The organism is Sphingobacterium sp. WM (assembly GCF_029542465.1).
In the GTDB taxonomy this organism is placed as follows: Bacteria; Bacteroidota; Bacteroidia; order Sphingobacteriales; family Sphingobacteriaceae; genus Sphingobacterium; species Sphingobacterium cellulitidis.
The window spans coordinates 3,388,183-3,407,844 of sequence record NZ_CP120709.1; the positions used below are offsets into that span (position 1 = coordinate 3,388,183).

General features: G+C 37.0%; 15 protein-coding genes. 8 read left to right on the top strand and 7 right to left on the bottom strand.

Annotation, left to right across the window (positions count from 1 at the left end; translation table 11 throughout):
- Positions 1-384: 384 nt before the first annotated feature.
- The 4 genes from PZ892_RS14390 to PZ892_RS14405 are packed head-to-tail and all read left to right on the top strand — an operon-like array spanning position 385 to position 4,694.
- The gene (locus PZ892_RS14390) at positions 385-996 is read left to right on the top strand and encodes a fumarylacetoacetate hydrolase family protein (protein ID WP_094257826.1); all 612 of its coding nucleotides are present in this window, start codon (positions 385-387) and stop codon (positions 994-996) included.
- Between the two features lies 1 nt (position 997).
- Entirely contained in the window at positions 998-2,719 is a 1,722-nt protein-coding gene (locus PZ892_RS14395; RefSeq protein ID WP_094257827.1) for a M23 family metallopeptidase, read from the top strand.
- 11 nt (positions 2,720-2,730) lie between these two features.
- Positions 2,731-3,192 (top strand): thioredoxin-dependent thiol peroxidase, encoded by a 462-nt coding sequence (gene bcp / locus PZ892_RS14400; RefSeq protein WP_094257828.1) that lies wholly within the window; start codon positions 2,731-2,733, stop codon positions 3,190-3,192.
- Positions 3,193-3,224: 32 nt separating this feature from the next.
- Complete coding sequence (locus PZ892_RS14405; protein ID WP_094257829.1) at positions 3,225-4,694, top strand: glycine--tRNA ligase; 1,470 nt, start codon at positions 3,225-3,227, stop codon at positions 4,692-4,694.
- A 104-nt stretch (positions 4,695-4,798) separates the two neighbouring features.
- Here PZ892_RS14405 and PZ892_RS14410 read toward each other — a convergent pair whose 3' ends face one another.
- The 4 genes from PZ892_RS14410 to PZ892_RS14425 form a co-directional block, all read right to left on the bottom strand.
- Positions 4,799-5,896 (bottom strand): hypothetical protein, encoded by a 1,098-nt coding sequence (locus PZ892_RS14410; protein WP_094257830.1) that lies wholly within the window; start codon positions 5,894-5,896, stop codon positions 4,799-4,801.
- Between the two features lie 77 nt (positions 5,897-5,973).
- Entirely contained in the window at positions 5,974-7,410 is a 1,437-nt protein-coding gene (locus PZ892_RS14415) for a hypothetical protein (RefSeq protein WP_094257831.1), read from the bottom strand.
- A gap of 207 nt (positions 7,411-7,617) precedes the next feature.
- Positions 7,618-9,945 (bottom strand): glycoside hydrolase family 95 protein, encoded by a 2,328-nt coding sequence (locus PZ892_RS14420; RefSeq protein WP_277711452.1) that lies wholly within the window; start codon positions 9,943-9,945, stop codon positions 7,618-7,620.
- Positions 9,946-11,826: an alpha-L-fucosidase gene (locus tag PZ892_RS14425; protein WP_277711453.1), complete on the bottom strand. Its 1,881-nt coding sequence runs from the start codon at positions 11,824-11,826 to the stop codon at positions 9,946-9,948.
- A 324-nt stretch (positions 11,827-12,150) separates the two neighbouring features.
- On the opposite strand from PZ892_RS14425, the gene PZ892_RS14430 reads away from it, so the two are divergent.
- Positions 12,151-13,323: an aminotransferase class I/II-fold pyridoxal phosphate-dependent enzyme gene (locus tag PZ892_RS14430; RefSeq protein ID WP_094257834.1), complete on the top strand. Its 1,173-nt coding sequence runs from the start codon at positions 12,151-12,153 to the stop codon at positions 13,321-13,323.
- A gap of 58 nt (positions 13,324-13,381) precedes the next feature.
- Here the strand turns inward: PZ892_RS14430 and tpx are convergent, their stop codons facing one another.
- A complete protein-coding gene (gene tpx, locus PZ892_RS14435) occupies positions 13,382-13,879 on the bottom strand; it encodes a thiol peroxidase (RefSeq protein WP_094257835.1) in 498 nt (165 codons plus the stop codon).
- A gap of 194 nt (positions 13,880-14,073) precedes the next feature.
- Between tpx and PZ892_RS14440 the strand changes: the two genes are divergently transcribed.
- From PZ892_RS14440 to PZ892_RS14450, 3 genes are all read left to right on the top strand, one after another.
- Positions 14,074-15,294, top strand: coding sequence for an outer membrane protein transport protein (locus tag PZ892_RS14440; protein WP_094257836.1), 1,221 nt, complete (start codon positions 14,074-14,076; stop codon positions 15,292-15,294).
- 19 nt (positions 15,295-15,313) lie between these two features.
- Entirely contained in the window at positions 15,314-16,615 is a 1,302-nt protein-coding gene (locus PZ892_RS14445) for an SGNH/GDSL hydrolase family protein (protein ID WP_094257952.1), read from the top strand.
- Positions 16,616-16,731: 116 nt separating this feature from the next.
- The gene (locus tag PZ892_RS14450; RefSeq protein WP_094257837.1) at positions 16,732-17,148 is read left to right on the top strand and encodes an OsmC family protein; all 417 of its coding nucleotides are present in this window, start codon (positions 16,732-16,734) and stop codon (positions 17,146-17,148) included.
- Positions 17,149-17,152: 4 nt separating this feature from the next.
- Here PZ892_RS14450 and PZ892_RS14455 read toward each other — a convergent pair whose 3' ends face one another.
- Entirely contained in the window at positions 17,153-18,163 is a 1,011-nt protein-coding gene (locus PZ892_RS14455) for a LacI family DNA-binding transcriptional regulator (RefSeq protein ID WP_094257838.1), read from the bottom strand.
- 31 nt (positions 18,164-18,194) lie between these two features.
- On the bottom strand, positions 18,195-19,628 hold the full coding sequence (locus tag PZ892_RS14460; RefSeq protein ID WP_277711454.1) for a S41 family peptidase: 1,434 nt from the start codon (positions 19,626-19,628) through the stop codon (positions 18,195-18,197).
- Positions 19,629-19,662: the final 34 nt, after the last annotated feature.

The following is a 19,662-nucleotide window of genomic DNA, read 5'->3' on the forward strand; positions in this document are numbered from 1 at the left end:
ATTCATTCATAAATACTTTAGGTCAAATTATGCTTATTGCCGCACCTTCTTCGGACCTCCTCCGGACATCAGTCGGATCTTGGTCGTAAAATTTCGAACAAGGTCCGACGATGCTCCGGGTAAAGTGTGAATGAATTATTAATTAGGTCCATATTAAGGGATAAGTACTATTGAAACAAAATGGATACCCATTCTAAAAGTCAATGTAAATTCATTGTGGATTATTCAGCATAATTTGCTAGACCTTTTGGCTTTTCTTAAGTTTGCTTTGTCCCTTATTCAGCATTCGGATCAATGTTAGTATGATTGATCCTTAAATGAGTTGATAGGGTGATTAGAAATTATTGAAGCAAGAATTAAACTACCATAAAACTTCAGAATTATATGAAAATAATTGCAGTCGGCAGAAACTATATTGACCACGCCAAAGAGTTAAACAATCCGGTCCCAGAAAAACCAGTTATCTTTCTTAAACCAGATACTGCAGTTTTAAAAGACAACAAGGATTTCTATTATCCTGAATTTAGTAAGGATGTTCATTTTGAGGTTGAATTGGTCCTCAGGGTTTGTAATGAAGGCAAGCATGTATCAAAAAAGTTTGCGCATAAATATTATGATGCGATTGGCCTAGGCATTGATTTTACTGCTCGCGACCTACAGTCTGAGTTAAAGTCCAAAGGCTTACCATGGGAACTTGCCAAAGCTTTTGATCATTCTGCAGTTGTTGGTGAATTCATTCCAAAGGAAAACATTGAGAACTTGGAGAACATAAACTTTTCGTTGTTAAAAAATGAAGAAACAGTGCAGCAAGGAAATAGTGCAGATATGATTTTCGACTTTGACAGCTTAATCACATTTGTATCCAAATATATTACGCTAAGGAAAGGAGATTTGATTTATACAGGTACTCCAGCTGGAGTCGGTCCGATACAAATTGGGGACAAATTGGAAGGATTTTTGGAGGACAAAAGCATGTTCACATGCCAAATAAAATAATATGAAGAAACTAACGCTATCCCTTTTATTAGCAGTATCTATTGCGGGAAATCTTTCTGCACAAAGCAAAAATATTATTAAATCCAGGACTTACCCACAAGGGTATTTCCGGAACCCTTTGAATATCATTCCTGATGCCTCGGGAACATTTGGAGAATTAAGGTCTACCCATTTCCATGCAGGGGATGATTATAGGACCCAGCAACGCATTGGGCTCCCTTTACATGCAGCAGCAGAAGGATATGTTTCACGTGTACGGGTGCAAATTGGTGGCGGAGGAAACTCCGTTTATATTGCACATCCCAACGGCTTTACTACGGTATATTTACATATGGACAGTTTTAATGATGCTCTGACCAATATTATCCGCGCAGAACAATATAAACAACAACGTTTTGATGTGGATATGGAGCTAAAGCCTGGACAAGTAAAATTAACTAAAGGTCAGTTTATTGGGAATGCTGGGAATACGGGTGGTTCAGCAGGACCGCATCTGCACTTGGAAATCCGGGATACAAAATCACAACATCCTTTGAATCCGCAATTATTTGGCTTACGTTTTACGGATAACTTCGCACCAACCATCAATGGAATTATGGTCTATGACTTAGCAGACCCTTTATTCAATGAAAACACGGGTCGCAGATATCAACAACTGAAAGCATTGGGTTCAGGGCGTTATACATTAGCTTCTGCTGCTCCAATTTCAGTGAATGGAAAATTCGGTCTAGGGATCAATACGATTGACAGGCACCGTGCTGGAGGTTTCCAAAATGGAGTATATTCCATTGAATTATTCCTGGATGGAAAAGCAGTATCCACCGTATTGTTCGAGGAACTGGATTTCAATACTTCCAGCGCCATACATTCCTATTTAGACTTTCCTCAATTCAAAAGAACCAAGGTAAAGGTTCAAAAGAGCTTTAAGGATCCAGGGAATCCGATTGAGATCTTTAAATACCTCGATAAAGATGGAACAATAGAACTGAAGGATGATGCTGTTCACGATGTTAAATATGTCGTTAAGGATGTTCATGGAAATTGTAGTGAACTTGATTTCAAGGTGCGAAATAACCCATCCTATGTGGCAAAGAAAAACCCAAATAAAGGCGAGTTATTTCCTTACACTAAGGATAATACCTTTACAACAGATGCAGTAAAGGTGGAGATTCCAAAGGGAGCATTATATACGGATCTAGATTTTATTTACTCCAATAGTGCGGAGCGGCCAAATAGTTATTCAGCAGTTCATCATGTTCAGAATAATTTAACACCATTATTTTCGACTTATAAACTAAGTATTAAACCGACTTCATTGCCAAAAAATCTAGAAAGTAAGGCTATCATAGCCTCTGTTGAAGGCGGATCTGTGGGTGGTAAATTTGAGAACGGATGGGTTTCGGTGAACACTAAAATATTTGGTTCTTTTTATGTGACGGTGGATACAATTGCACCAACTATTGTAGCGAGGAATTTCAGTAATGGGAAAAACGTTAGTGGCCAATCGAAAATTGATTTTACGATTTCGGACAATTTCTCGGGTATTCAGTCCTTTAATGCCTATATTGATGACAAGTGGGTTTTGATGGAGTATGACTCCAAGAACAGACATGTCTGGCATCGTTTTGACCCATCCCTGAGCAAAGGGCAACATACTTTTAAGTTTGTTGTAAAGGATTGGAAGGATAATGAAAAGGTATACCAGGCAACATTTATTAGATAAAAAGGAAGATTATGGCAGAATTAAAAGTTGGGGATAAAGCCCCAAACTTCAAGGCGAAGAATCAAAACGGAGAAGAGTTAAGTTTATCGGATTTCAAAGGGAAAAAAGTGATTTTATATTTTTATCCGAAAGACAATACCCCTGGATGTACGACGGAGGCGTGTAATTTCCGTGATAATTACCAAAGTTTATTGAAGGATGGGTTTGAGGTTATAGGGGTGAGTATTGATAGTGAGCAATCCCATCAGAAGTTTATTTCGAAGTTTGAGTTGCCGTTTAACCTGGTTTCGGATGAGGACAAAAAGATAGTGGAATCCTACGGAGTTTGGGTAGAAAAAAACATGTATGGGAAGAAATATATGGGAACTGCCCGAAGGACCTTCATCATTGACGAAAAAGGTACAATTCAACATATTATTAAAAAAGTTGACAATAAAAACGCGAGTCAACAAATAAGAGATTTATTGGCATAATAAATCAAACGAATACATTATATTTGCCCCTTATGAGCAAGCAAACAGACGATTTTTTCAAGAATATTATTTCGCATGCGAAGGAATATGGATTTGTTTTTCCTTCAAGTGAAATCTATGACGGATTAAGTGCCGTTTATGATTATGGTCAATTAGGTTCGGAGTTAAAGAACAACCTGAAGACCTATTGGTGGAAATCCATGGTACAGTTAAATGAGAATATTGTGGGCATTGATGCTGCAATTTTCATGCATCCTACGACCTGGAAAGCATCCGGTCACGTGGATGGGTTTAATGACCCGATGATTGACAATAAAGATTCTAAAAAGCGTTACCGTGCGGATCAATTGATTGAGGATAAAATCGATCGTTATGAGAAGGACGGCAAGACCGATAAAGCTGCACAACTACAAAAAGATTTAGATGATGCCTTAAATGCGGATGATTTAGTGCGTTTAAAAGTTATTATCGAAGAGCACAATATTGTTTGTCCGATTTCAGGCACAAAAAATTGGACGGATGTACGTCAGTTCAACTTAATGTTTGCTACGCAAATGGGTGCGATGGCTGATGGAGCTGAGCAGGTATATTTACGTCCAGAGACTGCACAAGGTATTTTTGTAAACTTCCTTAATGTTCAAAAAACAGGAAGAATGAAAATTCCTTTTGGAATTGCTCAAATTGGTAAAGCATTCCGTAACGAAGTTATTGCTCGCCAATTTATCATGCGTATGCGTGAGTTTGAACAAATGGAAATGCAATTTTTTGTTCGTCCAGGTTCAGACCAAGAGTGGTACCAAAAATGGAAGGAGAACCGTTTAAAATGGCACTTAGCACTTGGTGCAGATCAAAACAAGTATCGCTATCATGACCATGTTAAATTGGCTCATTATGCGAATGCGGCAGTTGATATTGAGTATCAATTTCCATTTGGATTCAAAGAGGTAGAAGGGATCCACTCCCGTACTGATTTTGACTTAAAACAACATCAACAATTCTCTGGAAAGAAAATGCAATACTTTGATCCAGAAATTAATCAAAGTTATATTCCATATGTCATTGAGACATCCATTGGTCTAGATCGTTTATTCCTAACAGTATTAGCGAACAGCCTGGTTCAGGAAGATCTATCTACTGAGGAAAAACAAGATTCTCGTGTGGTATTAAAATTCCACCCTGCCATTGCACCAGTGAAAGCAGCTATCCTTCCTTTAACCAAAAAAGATGGTTTACCAGAGAAGGCTAGAGAAATCATGTCGAAATTGAAATTGGACTATAATATCCAATATGATGAGAAGGATTCAATTGGTAAACGCTATCGTCGTCAAGATGCTATTGGTACACCATTCTGTATCACTGTAGATCATCAAACCTTGGAAGATAATATGGTAACTATTCGTCATCGTGACAGCATGCAACAAGAGCGTGTTAAAATTGATGAATTAGAGAATATTATTGGAGACTTAGTAAGTATGAGTAAATTATTAAAACAGCTCATCTAGGATTATATTCCATAAAAAATTAAACCTGCCTTCGAAAAGGCAGGTTTTTTTATTGATATGAAAAGGGTTAGTTTCTGCGAAATCCTCTTGGGTATTTGTTTTATCTAGCTAAATCTTGAATGAAGGATGGATATTGATTTATTCTCCATATACTTCCAGAGCGTACATCCCATTTCCTTGTAGAATGCTCTATTAAATTCACATTCATTTCTAAATCCAGATTCATAGATTAATTTATTAATTTGAGCTGGTTCTTCATTTTCAATATTTAGATGATCAATAAAATAATGGAATCGTTTAGTGTTGAGATATTCTTCGAAATTGTAATTCCAAAATTTTCGATTTATTTCTTTCAGGTCTTTGTCTGTCAGGCTTAGAAATTTGCGAAGGTCCTCCAGTTTTAATTCCGGGTTTTTAAATAATTTTTCTTGGTCCAGCAATTGGTCAATTGCTGTCACATAAAACATCAGATCTTCACTTTTCTTTTGAATATACTCAGTTTCATGAATTCTAATCACTGCATTTGTTCTGAATAAATAGGAAAGACACAAATGGATAGAATTAAAATATCTGAAATATACCACGATAAAAAGGACAAAGAAGGTGAAAATTCCGTCTGGAAATTCCAATAAGAGTCCTTTTTCAACTATTAATCCTCGAAAAAGGATAAAAACAAAAAGAATTACTTTAGAAGCCCATAGAAAGACTGCCAACTGACCATCAATCGAATTGCAGAGATGGGATATTTTTTTTCGCAGTGGCCATAAAAGATAAACATCATACACTAAAGTAATGGTAAATAGGATTGTTCTAGATCTTTGATTAAAGAAGTCTAGGTAATCATAAATCATTCCTTCTTGAATTTGCGCGGAATAAATATTGAGCAATACATAAAAGACATAGAACAGGAGAAAGGGAAAAAATGCCAACAAAATCAAATATCCTGAGGTCCGAACTTCTAAGACAATATTTCTTAAATACAATGAGGACAATGATACAAGGCAAAGGCTGCTAGTGGCGGTAAACAACTGATTAACATGCACTTCAAATGGGGATACCCAATATTTAATTAATAATACTACGATTGAAGTACAGGTGAGGATACGAAGTATTTCGCCTCGTTCATCTCGGATAGTTCTTATCTGAAGATAAAGAAGGATAATCAGTACCTGAATAACAGTTAGCGCTAGCAAATAAGCCATATAACAATAATAAGACACTATTATTAAGAAATTAAAAAGGTCTCGTTAAGTTTAATTTTTTAACCACTAGGATTTAGTTAATTAAACAGTATTGTTTTTGTTCCAGCCCATTTTTCATCAATGATAACTTCAAATACTCGATTGGAAAAACCAGTTGGATACAGGTTTCCGACAAAATTTAACTTGATATTATTTTTAACTTTGGAGAATAACTTAAATTTTCGAAGAATTCTTGTTTTGCTCCACACCTCGACTTCGTAGTTTACAGGCAATTCCACATCGGTATGTCCTAAGAAATGACTAAATACCACCTCTTTATCCACATTAAAATCTTGTTCAAATTCTATTTCATTTGAATTACCAATAGGGAACTTACCTTCTAACTTAGGGTTAAAAGGTTTCCAAAAATAATTCGGAGAAATTGGTTTTATTTTAATTTTACTAACGTCTGATAGATCTCTTATATCTCTAAAATTGAAGGTTACTAAACTATATAAGCGTTTCAGAGTAATTGGTTTGGACATATTTTCCTTCAGCTCAAAGGAATCCACGACACCGAAGGAACGAGCAAATTTATCCGAAAATGAAGTAGCAGTATAAAAGTCATCTTTATTCTTGATGGTTTCTGGAAGTACTAAAGGTTCATTAGACTCATGATAAAGCATAATATTATAGTAATTACCTAACGGAAGTTCAACCATCAATTGTTCATTATCAGTTTTTGGACTAAAGGTTCCTTTATTCACTAAATCTCCTTTTTTCTTATCAAATATGAAATAAGGCATTTGATTTAACTTAGATTTAATTTCTGCTTTCTTTTTGGGCTTACCATAAAACCTAATATTGTCAACTTTAATTTCTACACCCTCCACAAATTTCTCTCCTTTTCCTAATTGTTCGCGTGTATCCACGTATAATCTTAACATATTATTTCCTTGAGCTGAATTTGGGAAATTATAAGTAATAGTCTCAAATCTACTATTATTTGAATCATCAGTTTTTTGTTTAAATTTTTGAATTGATTCTCCCATTATAGCTTCGTCTTTTTCTATATATGTAGAGAAGGATTTTTGAGGGCTTTTGGTGCTAATATCCATTTCAATCCGCTCCATATGGATCTCGTCTGAAGGATTAAACGCAATCCCAAAATAGGTTTGGCCTTTAATTTCCAGAATGTGATCATCTTTCTGTCGAGAAAATGGATTATTTATAAATTTCACAACATCAGATGTTTTTATTATTGCAATAATATTTAAGTATGTAAAATATCGGGATATTTTAGCATACAAGTCCTTCTTATTGAAGTCATATAATACGAGTAACTCAGGTTGTTCAGGATGCACCTTCTGTTCATCAGATACATTTCCTGATCTGGTTTTTATGGAAGAATGAAAGGGCTTGATTTCAGATTGAAAATTAGTAAAATTAAAAGTCACTTTTTTCAAAGGACCTTCTTCAAATGGCATCGCTACTTCTTTTTTTTTACAAGAGAAGTAAAATGCAGCAACTAGCATAAAAATGAACAGAATTTTTGATCGGCAAATAAATAAACTCATAATAGTTAAAAATTAAAGTGAATAAAATTATTTTTCCTTCAATTTAATTTTTAAAGATTAACAGAAAAGAAAAAGGGGATCATTAAAAAATTAATAATCCCCGCTCCTATTGAATGGCCAAAATGCTAACTTGCTACAATTGCTTTAACGATCGAAAAAAACTTTTTATGAAACTTTAAAGTTAATTTTTTCACCATTTTTAATCAATGGCACCTCAGTACCCTTTTTCCCTTTAATTTTGAGATTTGTAACTTTTCCATCCTTCCATTCAAAATCAACAGTGAAGTTACCGCGGGCTTTTAATCCAGTCACTTTCCCATCTTTCCATGCTGACGGTAAGGCAGGTAATAGGTGAATGTAGCCATCATGGCTTTGGATTAACATTTCAGCAATACCTGCTGACCCTCCAAAATTGCCATCAATTTGAAATGGAGGATGAGCACAGAACAGGTTAGGGTAAGTTCCAGCCCCAGCACCTTGATAGGTTGTACTATTCCCGAATGCAGGTTGCAAAAGCTGTCTTAATATTTCTAAGGAATGGTCTCCATCATGAAGCCTTGCCCAGAAAAGAATCTTCCAAGCCCTAGACCAACCCGTTCCTTCATCACCACGTACTTCTAATGTTTTCTTTGCGGCATCTGCCCATTCAGGACTTGTAATTGGTGAAATAAAATTCGCCGGGTACAAGCCATATAAATGTGAAACATGGCGATGTTTAGGTTCAGTTTCTTCATAATCCTCTAACCATTCCATCACGCGTCCAGATTTGCTTACAACTACCGCTGGAGCTAATTGTTTGATATCAGATTGAAGCTGAACAGCAAACTCATCATTGAGGTTTAATATTTCATTACTCTTGATTACAGATTCATACAGTTCTCTAACAATTTGATTATCAATTGTAGGCCCCATTACCACGGCAGCTCTCTTTCCATTAGGGAGTTTAAAACCATTTTCAGGAGAAACCGATGGAGAGGTCACCAACCATCCAGTTTTAGGATCTTTCACCATGGTAGCCTTGTAGAATACAGCAGCCTCTTTTAATACGGGATAGATTTCCTTTAAATAGGCCTCATCTTTTGTAAATTGATAATGTTCCCAAAGATGGTTACATAACCAACCAGAGGCTGTACTTGATCCCCAAGAAGCATGCTCCCCTGGAGCAGAGTATCCCCAAATATTAGTCATCATATAAACTACCCAACCTGGTGCATTATAATATGCTTTTGCTGTTTTTGTCCCCTCTTTCGCAATATTCTTAATCATTTCAATAAATGGGTTATGATATTCCGAAAGGTTACTCACTTCCACCCCCCAATGATTCATTTGCGCATTGATATTTAAATGATAATCGCCATTCCAAGGAGTTTGGATCTGATGTGCCCATAAACCTTGTAAATTAGGCGGTAGGGCCTTAGGAGTATTTGGAGAACTGCTTGAAATAGTCAGGTATCGACCAAATTGATAATATAAAGATGCCAAACCATTATCTTGACTTGGGTCATTAAAAAAAGCTTTTAATCGCTCATCCGTAGGTACGGATGCTTTAGATTCTTGGTCAGCAATTTGCAAAGATACTCGGTTAAATACAGGCTCATATTTAGCGGCATGAGCTTTCCACAACTTAGCATAACTACTTCTTTCGACCTTTGAAATTTCAGAATTTACATTTTCTTCAGGGTTATGATCATAGTAACTTGTGGAGGCAGAGAATAGAACCAAGGCTTCATCTGCACCTTTCACGATGATTTGATTATCATGATCCTTTAATGTTCCACCTTTGGCAATGACCATGAACTTAGCCGCGAATTTTATTCCACGACCACCTTTTCCATCAGGAAGACTACCATTTATGGTAATTTCATTTCCATTGACTTTATAATTCTCAATATTTTGATCTCTATAGAAATGCATTGCAAATTCAATGGATTTCTTTTTATCGGCAGATAAGCGAACGACCCCTACATTCTTATCAAAAGAAGTAAAATACTCTCTTTTGAAGTTGATACCGGAGTTTTTGAAACTGGTTACAGCCTTTGCTTCTCCAATATCCAACCAGCGTTTATAATCCGTTGTCTCACCTTGGTGGAAAAACAAAAAGTTCAGATAGCCAAAGTTCTGGAAACATCCATAAGGAGCTTCAGCGCCATTTCCCTGACCAGACCCTGCACCCACACAAACGAAATTTTTATTGACAAGAGCTTCAGCAAGATCATTTTTGCCTTCAAATAATAATTTTTGAATATCTCCGACTGAATTAAATGCTTGATAATTATTTGCATCCTGAGGTGATCCAGACCACATTGAAATCTCATTCAGAACAATAGATTCATCATTGATCTTTCCATCTGGCATCATCCCAATCAAGCCATTGCCAAGGGGTAAAGTTTCTTCCCAAATCTTTGCTGGGTTTTTGTACCACAATTTTAAATCCTGCGCCAGGAGGTTTCCTGCAGTACACAGGCCAACCATAATTACGATTAACTTCTTCATCTATTTTAAATAAACATCAAACTCAGCAACTGAAAACTCTTTATCATTACTTAGAATTTCCTTTGGAATAAACCTTATATAGTGCGCATCATGGGCGATATCGAAATTGATATTTTGTTCTGTGGCATTCGCTTTAATATTAGAGAACTCTCCCATTGCTACGGTCTTCCATTCCTTACCATCTTTACTAACCTGGATTTCATATTTGGTTGGAACTCCTTTAAGCTGGCGATCTTGTCGTGGCATGTATCCCAATCCTACGACACTTTCAGTTTTAGGCAATCTGATTTCGACAAACTTTTGATTACTCAAGATGGTTTCCCAAATTGTATTATCGTCATTATCTGAAGCTTTTTTAACATTTTTATCAGCACTGGTTATTATAATTTGATCTTTGGCAATTTTGTTGCGATCAGCACTATTAAATTTAAAATCAGATTTTGCTTCCTTGAATAAAGCAAAATCGCTAAGTGTGGGCGCTACTGGAGCAAATAGTTTTACTTTTAATTTACTAGCACGAATAGGTTTATCCAGTTTAATCAAGCGATTAGCTCCAATACTGGTAGCTTTTGCCAATGGTTGCCAATTTCCATCAGACCAAACTTCAACCTGCACACTATCAATTCTTTGCCCCAATTTGATATTTTCGCGTAATCTGATAAGGTCAAATTCCTGATCATGAGCAAGATTAATTTCAATTGCTGGGTTCAAGACATTATCGTCAGAAGCATAATAAGAGTAGCGGTCTGCGTCGAAAAGGTTATTTTCAGAGAATTTAGCACTATTAGCCCGAACGTTAGTTGCTTTAGCTTTTGCACCCGCGGCTAAATTATCGGAAAAAGTAGCTTTAATTTTTTCACCAAAAGCGGCCAATGATTTAACATCATTATCATGGAGTAATCCATTCGGCATAGGTGCAAGTCCAAGGTTCATATTTCCACCACGACCTACAGACTTCATATAAATTTCAAATAGCTCATTTGGAGTTTTAACTTTTGCATTTTGGTCTTCATGATAAAACCATCCGGGTCTTTGCGGAACATCACACTCAGCCGGAATCCAGAATTCACCATTGCGATCACCACCTGGGAGATTTGAATCATCGACCTCCCCTGGTACTGCTGGTTTACCTGGGGTTTTACTTTTCGGAGTCAGGGTTGCCCAGCTCGTTTCAGCTGCGAAGCCATGCTCATTGCCAACCCAACGCATATCGGGACCAACATCAGAAAAAATCATCGCCATTGGCTGCAATTTTCGTACGATTGGCCAAGTTTTTTCGGTCCATTCATAATAGGTTGTACGGTCAATGGTTCGTTTTTCATTCTTACCCCCATAATAACCATCTCCACCATTTGCTCCATCATGCCAGGATGTAAATAAAGGACCATAGTTGGACATCAGTTCGGTCAATTGCTCACGATAGGCATCTGCATAAGCTTTGGAACCATAGCGCGTATCATTTCTATCCCATGCAGAAAGGTAAACCCCAAATTCAAGCCCATTATCATGGGAAGCCTGCATAAATTCTTTTACCATATCTCCTTTTCCATCACGCCAAGGTGAGCTTTTCACGCTATAATCGGTGGTCTTAGTGGTCCAAAGGCAAAATCCATCATGATGTTTAGCGACAGAGATCAATCCTTTGAATCCACCTGCAGCTGCCGCTTTAGCAATCTGGTTGGCATCGAATTTTGTGGGGTTAAATATTTTGGGGTCAGCATCTCCGAATCCCCATTCTTTATTTTGAAAGGTAGTAGGTGTAAAATGAATCAAGGTATACATTTCCATTTCATGCCATTTCAATTGTCTTTCGCTGGGTAATGCGCCAAATGGTTTTGGCTCAGATTGAGCAAATGACAACAGAGGGCATAATAATGCCATGCTTAGTAGTTTAGATCTTTTCATAAAGAGTATTAATAAATTCTTAAGATACAGAAAAGCATAAATATTCAGGAATGAAATTGAGGATTAGGGGGAAAAACCCTGAAAAATATTCAATTTAAGGCGAATCAATCGATTTCGTAAAATTGTTATGTAGCCAGAAAGTGCTGTCAATTCCGCTACACCGAGAAGGATCGGGTAAAAAGCTAAAGATGTAATAAAAGAGTCAAATCAAAGGTTTGCATAAATATATTTTCAAAATAAGCTTAAAATTATCTTATTGAATTAGTGCTTTTTATTGAAAAGTGAATAAATTTGTTCATCATGAACAACGAACAATCCAAAATCATACGCGAGCAGGCCAAACGTTCTTCTTTAAGAGAGCACTCTGTACCTTTATATTTAACTTCTAGTTTTATTTTTGACAGTGCTGAGCAAGGCCGAGCGGTATTTGCAGATGAAGAAGAGGCGATGGTCTATTCGAGGTATGCAAATCCGAATACAACGGAATTTATCAATAAGGTTTGTTTGATGGAGGAGGCGGAAGCCGGATTAGCATTTGCATCAGGAATGGGGGCAATTTTTGCGACCTTCGCCGGATTTATTGAACAAGGAGATCATATTGTATCATCCAGAGCCATATTTGGTTCAACCCATCAATTGTTTACTCAATTATTCCCACGTTGGGGAGTGACGACAACGTATGTAGATGCCATAAACCCAGAGGAATGGGAAAAAGCTATTCAACCGAACACTAAGTTTATATTCTTGGAGTCGCCATCTAACCCAGGTTTGGAATTAGTAGATCTGGAATGGCTTGGCGGATTAAAGAAGAAATATCCGAATATTATTTTTGCCATTGACAATTGTTTTGCCACCCCATATTTACAAAAACCTCTTCCTTATGGTTTTGATTTATCCATCCATTCTGCGACGAAATATATGGATGGTCAAGGTCGTGTCCTTGGAGGTGTAGTTGTAGGAAAACAGGAGTTAATTGATAAGATGATGTTTTTAATTCGTCATACTGGACCTGCAATGTCTGCATTTAACGCTTGGATTCTTTCGAAGAGTATCGAGACCTTGGGATTACGGATGGACAGACACTGTTCAAATGCGTTGGCATTAGCTGAAGAGTTGGAGAAAAACGAGGAAGTATTGGATGTGAAATACCCATTCTTATCTTCTCATCCGCAATATGAACTTGCCAAAAAACAAATGAAAGCAGGAGGAGGAATTGTGACTATCGAGGTAAAAGGTGGAAAAGAAAGAGCTTTTCAATTTCTGGACGCATTAAAGATGATTCTTTATACTTCCAATTTAGGAGATTCAAGAAGTATTGCTACGCATCCGGCATCGACAACACATTCAAAATTAACGGAGGAAGAAAGAGAAAAACTGGGAATCCGACCAGGTACTGTCAGATTATCAATTGGAATTGAGGATCAAAAAGATATCATTGAAGATATCTTACAAGCTTTAGAAGCTTCGAAATAAGGAATAAAAAATGGGCTTGTTAAGCCCATTTTTTTATTGATTTAATATCTTTTTCAGCTTATACCGCAGCTAAAGCAGCTTCGTAATTAGGTTCTTCCGTTGTTTCAGCAACTTGTTCGGTATATTTCACTTTTCCATCTTCATCCAACACCACAACCGAACGGCTCAATAAACCTTGAAGCGGTCCGTCTGTAAATTTCACGTGATAAGCATTATTGAAGTTATCATCTTTAAAATCCGAAAGTGTTACGACATTTTCAAGACCCTCTGCAGCACAAAAACGACTTTGAGCAAAAGGAAGATCTTTAGAAATACATAAAACGACAGTATTATCTAATCCGGAAGCTTTTTCATTAAATTGACGTACTGACATTGCACAAGTTCCGGTATCAATACTTGGAAATATATTAAGGATAACTTTCTTACCTTGAAAATCTTTCAGTGATTTTTGGGATAAATCCCCAGCTGTAAGTGTAAAATCAGGAGCTACATCACCTACTCTAGGTAGATCTCCACTGGTATGCACTGCATTCCCTTTAAATGATACTTGAGCCATAAATAAAATTTTTATCTGTTTATATTGAAAACCAATATACCTTATTTATGTTTTGAATAAAAACGATTGCTGCTCTTTTATCCAATCTTGACAATTATTTTATAATTAATTATCAATAAATTTATAATTATTAACAGAATTTTACTATGTTAGCATATCAAATTAAATTTGAAAAACGCTAATCAATAATTACTATGAAACGATTATTACTCAGTTTGTTATTAGCTTCCCCTACCCTGCTGTTTGCACAGGGTTCTCAAGTTAATACCCAAAGTCAAAAAGCTGTGGGTATGGCCGGTGCCGGATCGGCCTTATTTATTGATGAATCATCCATTGTTTATAACCCTGGAGCATTAGTAAAGATGGAGAATAATGGGGTACAGATAGGTGGTAGCGCCATCATGTACAGATCTGCCTTTCGAGAAGCGGGCAGTCCAGATGTTCATCATACAAAATTCCAAGTATCCCCTCCCTTCGGAGCATACGCGACTTTTGGTCCTAAAGGGGCTTGGTGGAAAGCGGGTATCGGTGTTTACACTCCATTTGGTGGTGGTGTAGACTGGGGCACAGATTGGCCTGGAAAATTCTCTTTAACTCACCTATCCATGCGTGCTATCTATATCCAACCAACAGTAAGTTTTAAACTGACTGATCAATTTAGTGTTGGTGGTGGATTTGTTTACAACATTGGTTTAGTAGATTTAGGCAGAGCACTTCCTGTATTTTATCCAGACGGAAGTACTGGACAAGCTACCTTGAAAGGTACTGGAACAGGGATGGGATATAACCTAGGTGTTCATTACAGACTTGATGAAACATTTGCATTATCATTAAATTACCGTTCAAAAGTTATTACGAAGTTAAAAGATGGAGATGCTACATTTGAGGTCCCTGGTTCCTTGGCGGCGAATTTCCCTAACGGAAAGTTTGATGCTGAATTACCATTACCAGCATCCTTCAACTTGGGCATCACTTTCCCATTATCTGAGAAAATTGATGCAGCGATTGACGGATCCATTATCAATTACAGTATATACAAAGAATTGGTATTTGATTACGAAAACAACACTCCAGTGTTACAAGACACCCGCTCAGAGAAGAGATACCAAAATGCATTTTCAGGAAAAGCAGGTTTGAATTATGAGGTAAATGATAAATTAGATTTACGTTTGGGAGCTGGTTATGTTTACACACCGGTTCAAGGTAAATATGTTTATCCAGAGACTCCAGATAATAACCGTGTGATGGCAGCAGGAGGATTAACTTATAAATTCTCACCAAACTGGCAGATGTCAGCTGCATATGTTTTCCAAAAAATATTAAAGAGAACAACCACAAATGCAGAAACACAATTAAGAGGAACCTATGAGACCAACATTCATGCTCCTGGAATTTCAGTTTCTTATTATTGGTAGGCTTTAAATTATGAAAACAATGAAAAAGAATTTCAAACTATATATCGGACTTGCCATCTTAGGATTTGCAAGTTCATGTGCACCTTCCTTGGATGAAATGGAGACCAGTAAGGGATCCGCGGATTTCTCCAAGTTTATTGCTGTAGGTAATTCGTTAACCTCAGGGTACGCGGACAATGGGCTATATTTAGAAGGTCAAAAAGTAGCATTTCCAAATTTAATCGCGGAGCAATTAAAAGCTGTAGGCGGTGGTGAATTCACTTCCCCATTCTTTACAGAGGCACAAGCGAATGGATCGGGCTATATTCAATTAAAATCCTTAATTGATGGCAACCCCGTAATGGAGCCAGTAACTACGAATTTAGCCATTAGAGGAGCAAATCCACTAGGCAAACCTTTATACACTAAACATACAGATCCTATTCAAAACTTAGGAGTTCCGGGCATGCGTTTAGACATGGCTTTTGCTGAAAATATTGGAACCGTATATGGAAACCCTTATTTCGAAAGGTTATTACCAGAAGGTACGCCTGCTAAGTTGAAATATATCGAATACGCTGTTTCTCATGAGCATACCTTTTTCACTTTTTGGTTAGGAAACAATGACGTATTGGGCTATGCCACAAATGGTGCGGCTCCATCAGACGATCCAACCAAGAAATTATTGGATATTCCAACATTTGAATTCACCTATAATACATTTATTAATGAATTAACAAAAGGTGGATCAAAAGGAGTTGTGGCAACAATTCCAGATGTGACGACTATTCCATTCTTTAACACAGTTACAACTGCCAGATTAAATGCAGCAGTTGAAGCAGAAACAGGAGGAGAGGCAAAAAATGTTTACATAGCAACCAAAACTGGACCTAGAGTAGCTACAGATGCAGATTTATTTATCCTGACCTTCCCTACTTCTTTATTGGGAAAACCAAATGCTCAGCAAATTCCTTACGGAGTTCATCCATTGAATCCAATTGATGATCAGTTTGTTTTGGATAAGGCCGAGATTGCTGAAGTCTCCGGAAGAGTAAAAGCATTTAACGAAAGGATTAAATCAATTGCAGAAGCGAAGCAATTAGCCGTTGCGGATGTGTATTCATTCTTGAATAAAGTGAAAGCTGGTTATAACTATAATGGTGTTCATATTTCAGCAGCCTTTATCACTGGGAATGCATTTTCATTAGATGGGGTTCACTTGACTCCTATGGGAAATGCGATTGTTGCGAATCTATTTATAGATGCCATCAACTCCAAGTATGATGCAAATGTGACTAAAGTAGATATCAGTAAATATCGAGGTGTCAAATACCCGAATTAATCATATAAAAAAAGCCCTCAAGTTGAGGGCTTTTTTTATGGATTATATTTTCTACCGTGGTATGACCGACTTATTGCATGTATTTTAGTTAACTTTAAACCTATAAATCAAATAACATGAAAGTACATATTAAAAGACAGAATCAAGCAGTACATTTCGAAGGATCAAGCGAATTGAGTTCAGTAAAAGTAAATGTGGATGGACCAGAGTCAATTGGAGGAGAAGGGAAAGGAGTAAGACCTATGGAATTGGTTTTAATGGCCTTAGGTTCTTGCAGTGCATTTGATTTGACTACAATTTTACAGAAACAACGTCAGGATCTTCAGGATATGGATGTAGAGGTTGAAGGGGAGCGTCGTGAGGAAGTACCCAATATCTTCACCAAGATTCACATTTCCTTTAAACTAAAGGGCAACATTGACGAGGCCAAAGCACAAAAAGCAGCCGAATTAGCAGTAAAGAAATACTGTTCAGTACATGATATGCTTGCGAATGGCGGTATTGAAATTACCTACAGCCTACAGATCAATTAATTTATTATTTGAGTACTAATTTAGAAGGGAATACCACATCTTGCGGTGTTTCGGTATATTCTTTCTTATCTATACAATCGAACAATATCTCAGCGGCTTTCTGAGCTTGTTTATCAGGATATTGTTCGATACTTCCCATCGGCGGATTATCCATGTATTTCCAAAGCGGATAATTCGCATAGCTAATAAAGAACATATCTTGATTCAAGACAATTCCGCGTTGTTTAGCATAGCGGATAAGGTCTAATGTAACGAAGTCATTAAAGGATACGACTGCAGAAGGGCGGTTAGGAAGTGAGCAAATCTTTTCCATTGCTTCTTCATTACCTTGTTCCGTCAGGTCCGTATTGACAATAGAACTAGCATCTGCAGGGATACCATATTTATCCAAAGCACTTTGGAATGCTTCTGCCCTTTCTTTCGACGCCAATAAGCCTTCAGGACCATTAATCAAAGCAATATTTCGATGTCCTCGGTCCACAAAAGCTGCCATAGCTTCGATCATCCCAGAGGCAAGATCGCTATATACTTTATGGACATGGGGAAGATCAGGAACACAGTCAAAGAAGACAATAGGAATCTCTGTTTTTGCGAGTAATTCAAAGAAATCAGTATCACCCGTATTTTTACTCATGGAGATCAAAATACCATCCACCCGATGTTTTTTAAAGGTTTGAATAATATTTAATTCTCTATTTTCATCATCTAGGGACTGCCCAAGGAGCACTGTATATTTCTTATCCTCGGCCACGTTTTCAATAGCGCTGATAGCTTCAGAGAAAAATGGTTCAGATAGTTTAGGCAGAATCACCCCAATCGTAAAAGTTTTACGTTGTTTAAAGAATATTGCAGTTTGATTAGGTTCATATTCCATTTCTTCTGCCATCTTTTTAACACGCATAGTTGTTACCAATCCGATACTAGGATGGTCATTCAATGCACGCGAAACAGTAGAAGGAGAAATTTTTAATTTCCTTGCAATTTCTTTGATAGTAGTTGGTTTATTTCCTGCCATACTTCAAAGTTAATAATTTAATAATGATAAATTAGTCCTTTAGCATATTCCGACGAGGGATTTTATTCAGTTCTTTCGTAGTTCTAGTAGAAGAGCTACGGCTTACTGACATTCTACTCGAGGTTTTAGCATTTGACCCCAACAAGAGATCCAAACCCTTTCGGGTCATGTCTTCGGATGCATCGCCAAATTGTTTGTAAAAATTATCATTTATAAAAGGATAATCTGCAGGGATACCATCCCAATAATCCGTATAGTTTGCCGCATTTATAATTTTAAAGGAAGCAGCCCAAAGCCCCACATCCTCCAAGATATCCTCTCTAAAGAAGCCTACCGGTTTACCATAAGTTGCTGCATCGTATCCAACGATTTTCACGTTCATATACGGTTTAAGTGCGGCAATCACGATTTCACTTGCCGATGCGGTATAATCACTGACCAAGAAAACAACGTTTTTAATTTCAGTAGTATTGCTTTTTACAAAAACTTCATCGATAAAATCATTGCTACCCTGATCGCGTTCTTTTTTCAGGTTTTTATTCAAATCATATTTAAACATTACCTTTCCATCCCCAGAGGAATTAATGATTTTATTCAGGAGATAAATGGCAGAACTAACATATCCACCACCGTTATATCTTAAATCAACGATTAAGTTGCTAATATTATCTCTACCAAATGCAGCGAAAGTAGAATCAATTCCTTTTTTCATTTTAGAATCCACCCCTCTATTGGAAAGTTCTTCAAAGGAAGAAAGAGCAATATAACCGGCTTTTTTACCATTTTCTGTAAATACACGACCGATTTGAAATGGTTGGATATCATAGGAGCTGTATTCTAAATTGTAAGAGGTTTTCACCTTCCTTGGGTTTTCAACAGTAATACTTAAGGTTTGTCCTTCAATGTACTGGTCAATTCTGGTTTTATTGCTAAAGACCATCTTTTTATCCCCTTCCATTTCGATTACTTTATCCCCTCTTTTTATTCCAGCAACCTGGCCTGGTGAACCACCTTCAACGAAATAAACAAACAAACTATCACCACGGTTACCATCAAAAGCCATGTACAGGCCATAGCCATCAGCTAAATCAGCCTTGGCGAATGCTTTTGCATCCGAGCTGATATCCTCCAACCATGAAAATCGATCCATTGGTCCATCATAATCGGGATGGAATTTATAATCAGTTTTACGCGGAGTCTGGTTCATCAAATAAGATAAGAGGTCATCAGAATCCTTAAACCTATCTGTTAATTTGGAAATAGGATTTGCTACTTCAATAGAAGATTCCCAATAAGATAAATACTTATATTTTGAATATACACTATCCAGGACTTGTTGAGCAACGGTTCTAGTATCCCCTCCAGGTCTTGGTGGAGGAGTTATTTTGGTAGTATCCTTTTTACATCCGAACAAGGAAACTAAGGTCAATAAGATCAGTAGTTTTCCAATTAAAGTATTTCTCATTAGCATAATTAAGTAAAATCACCACATGCAAAAG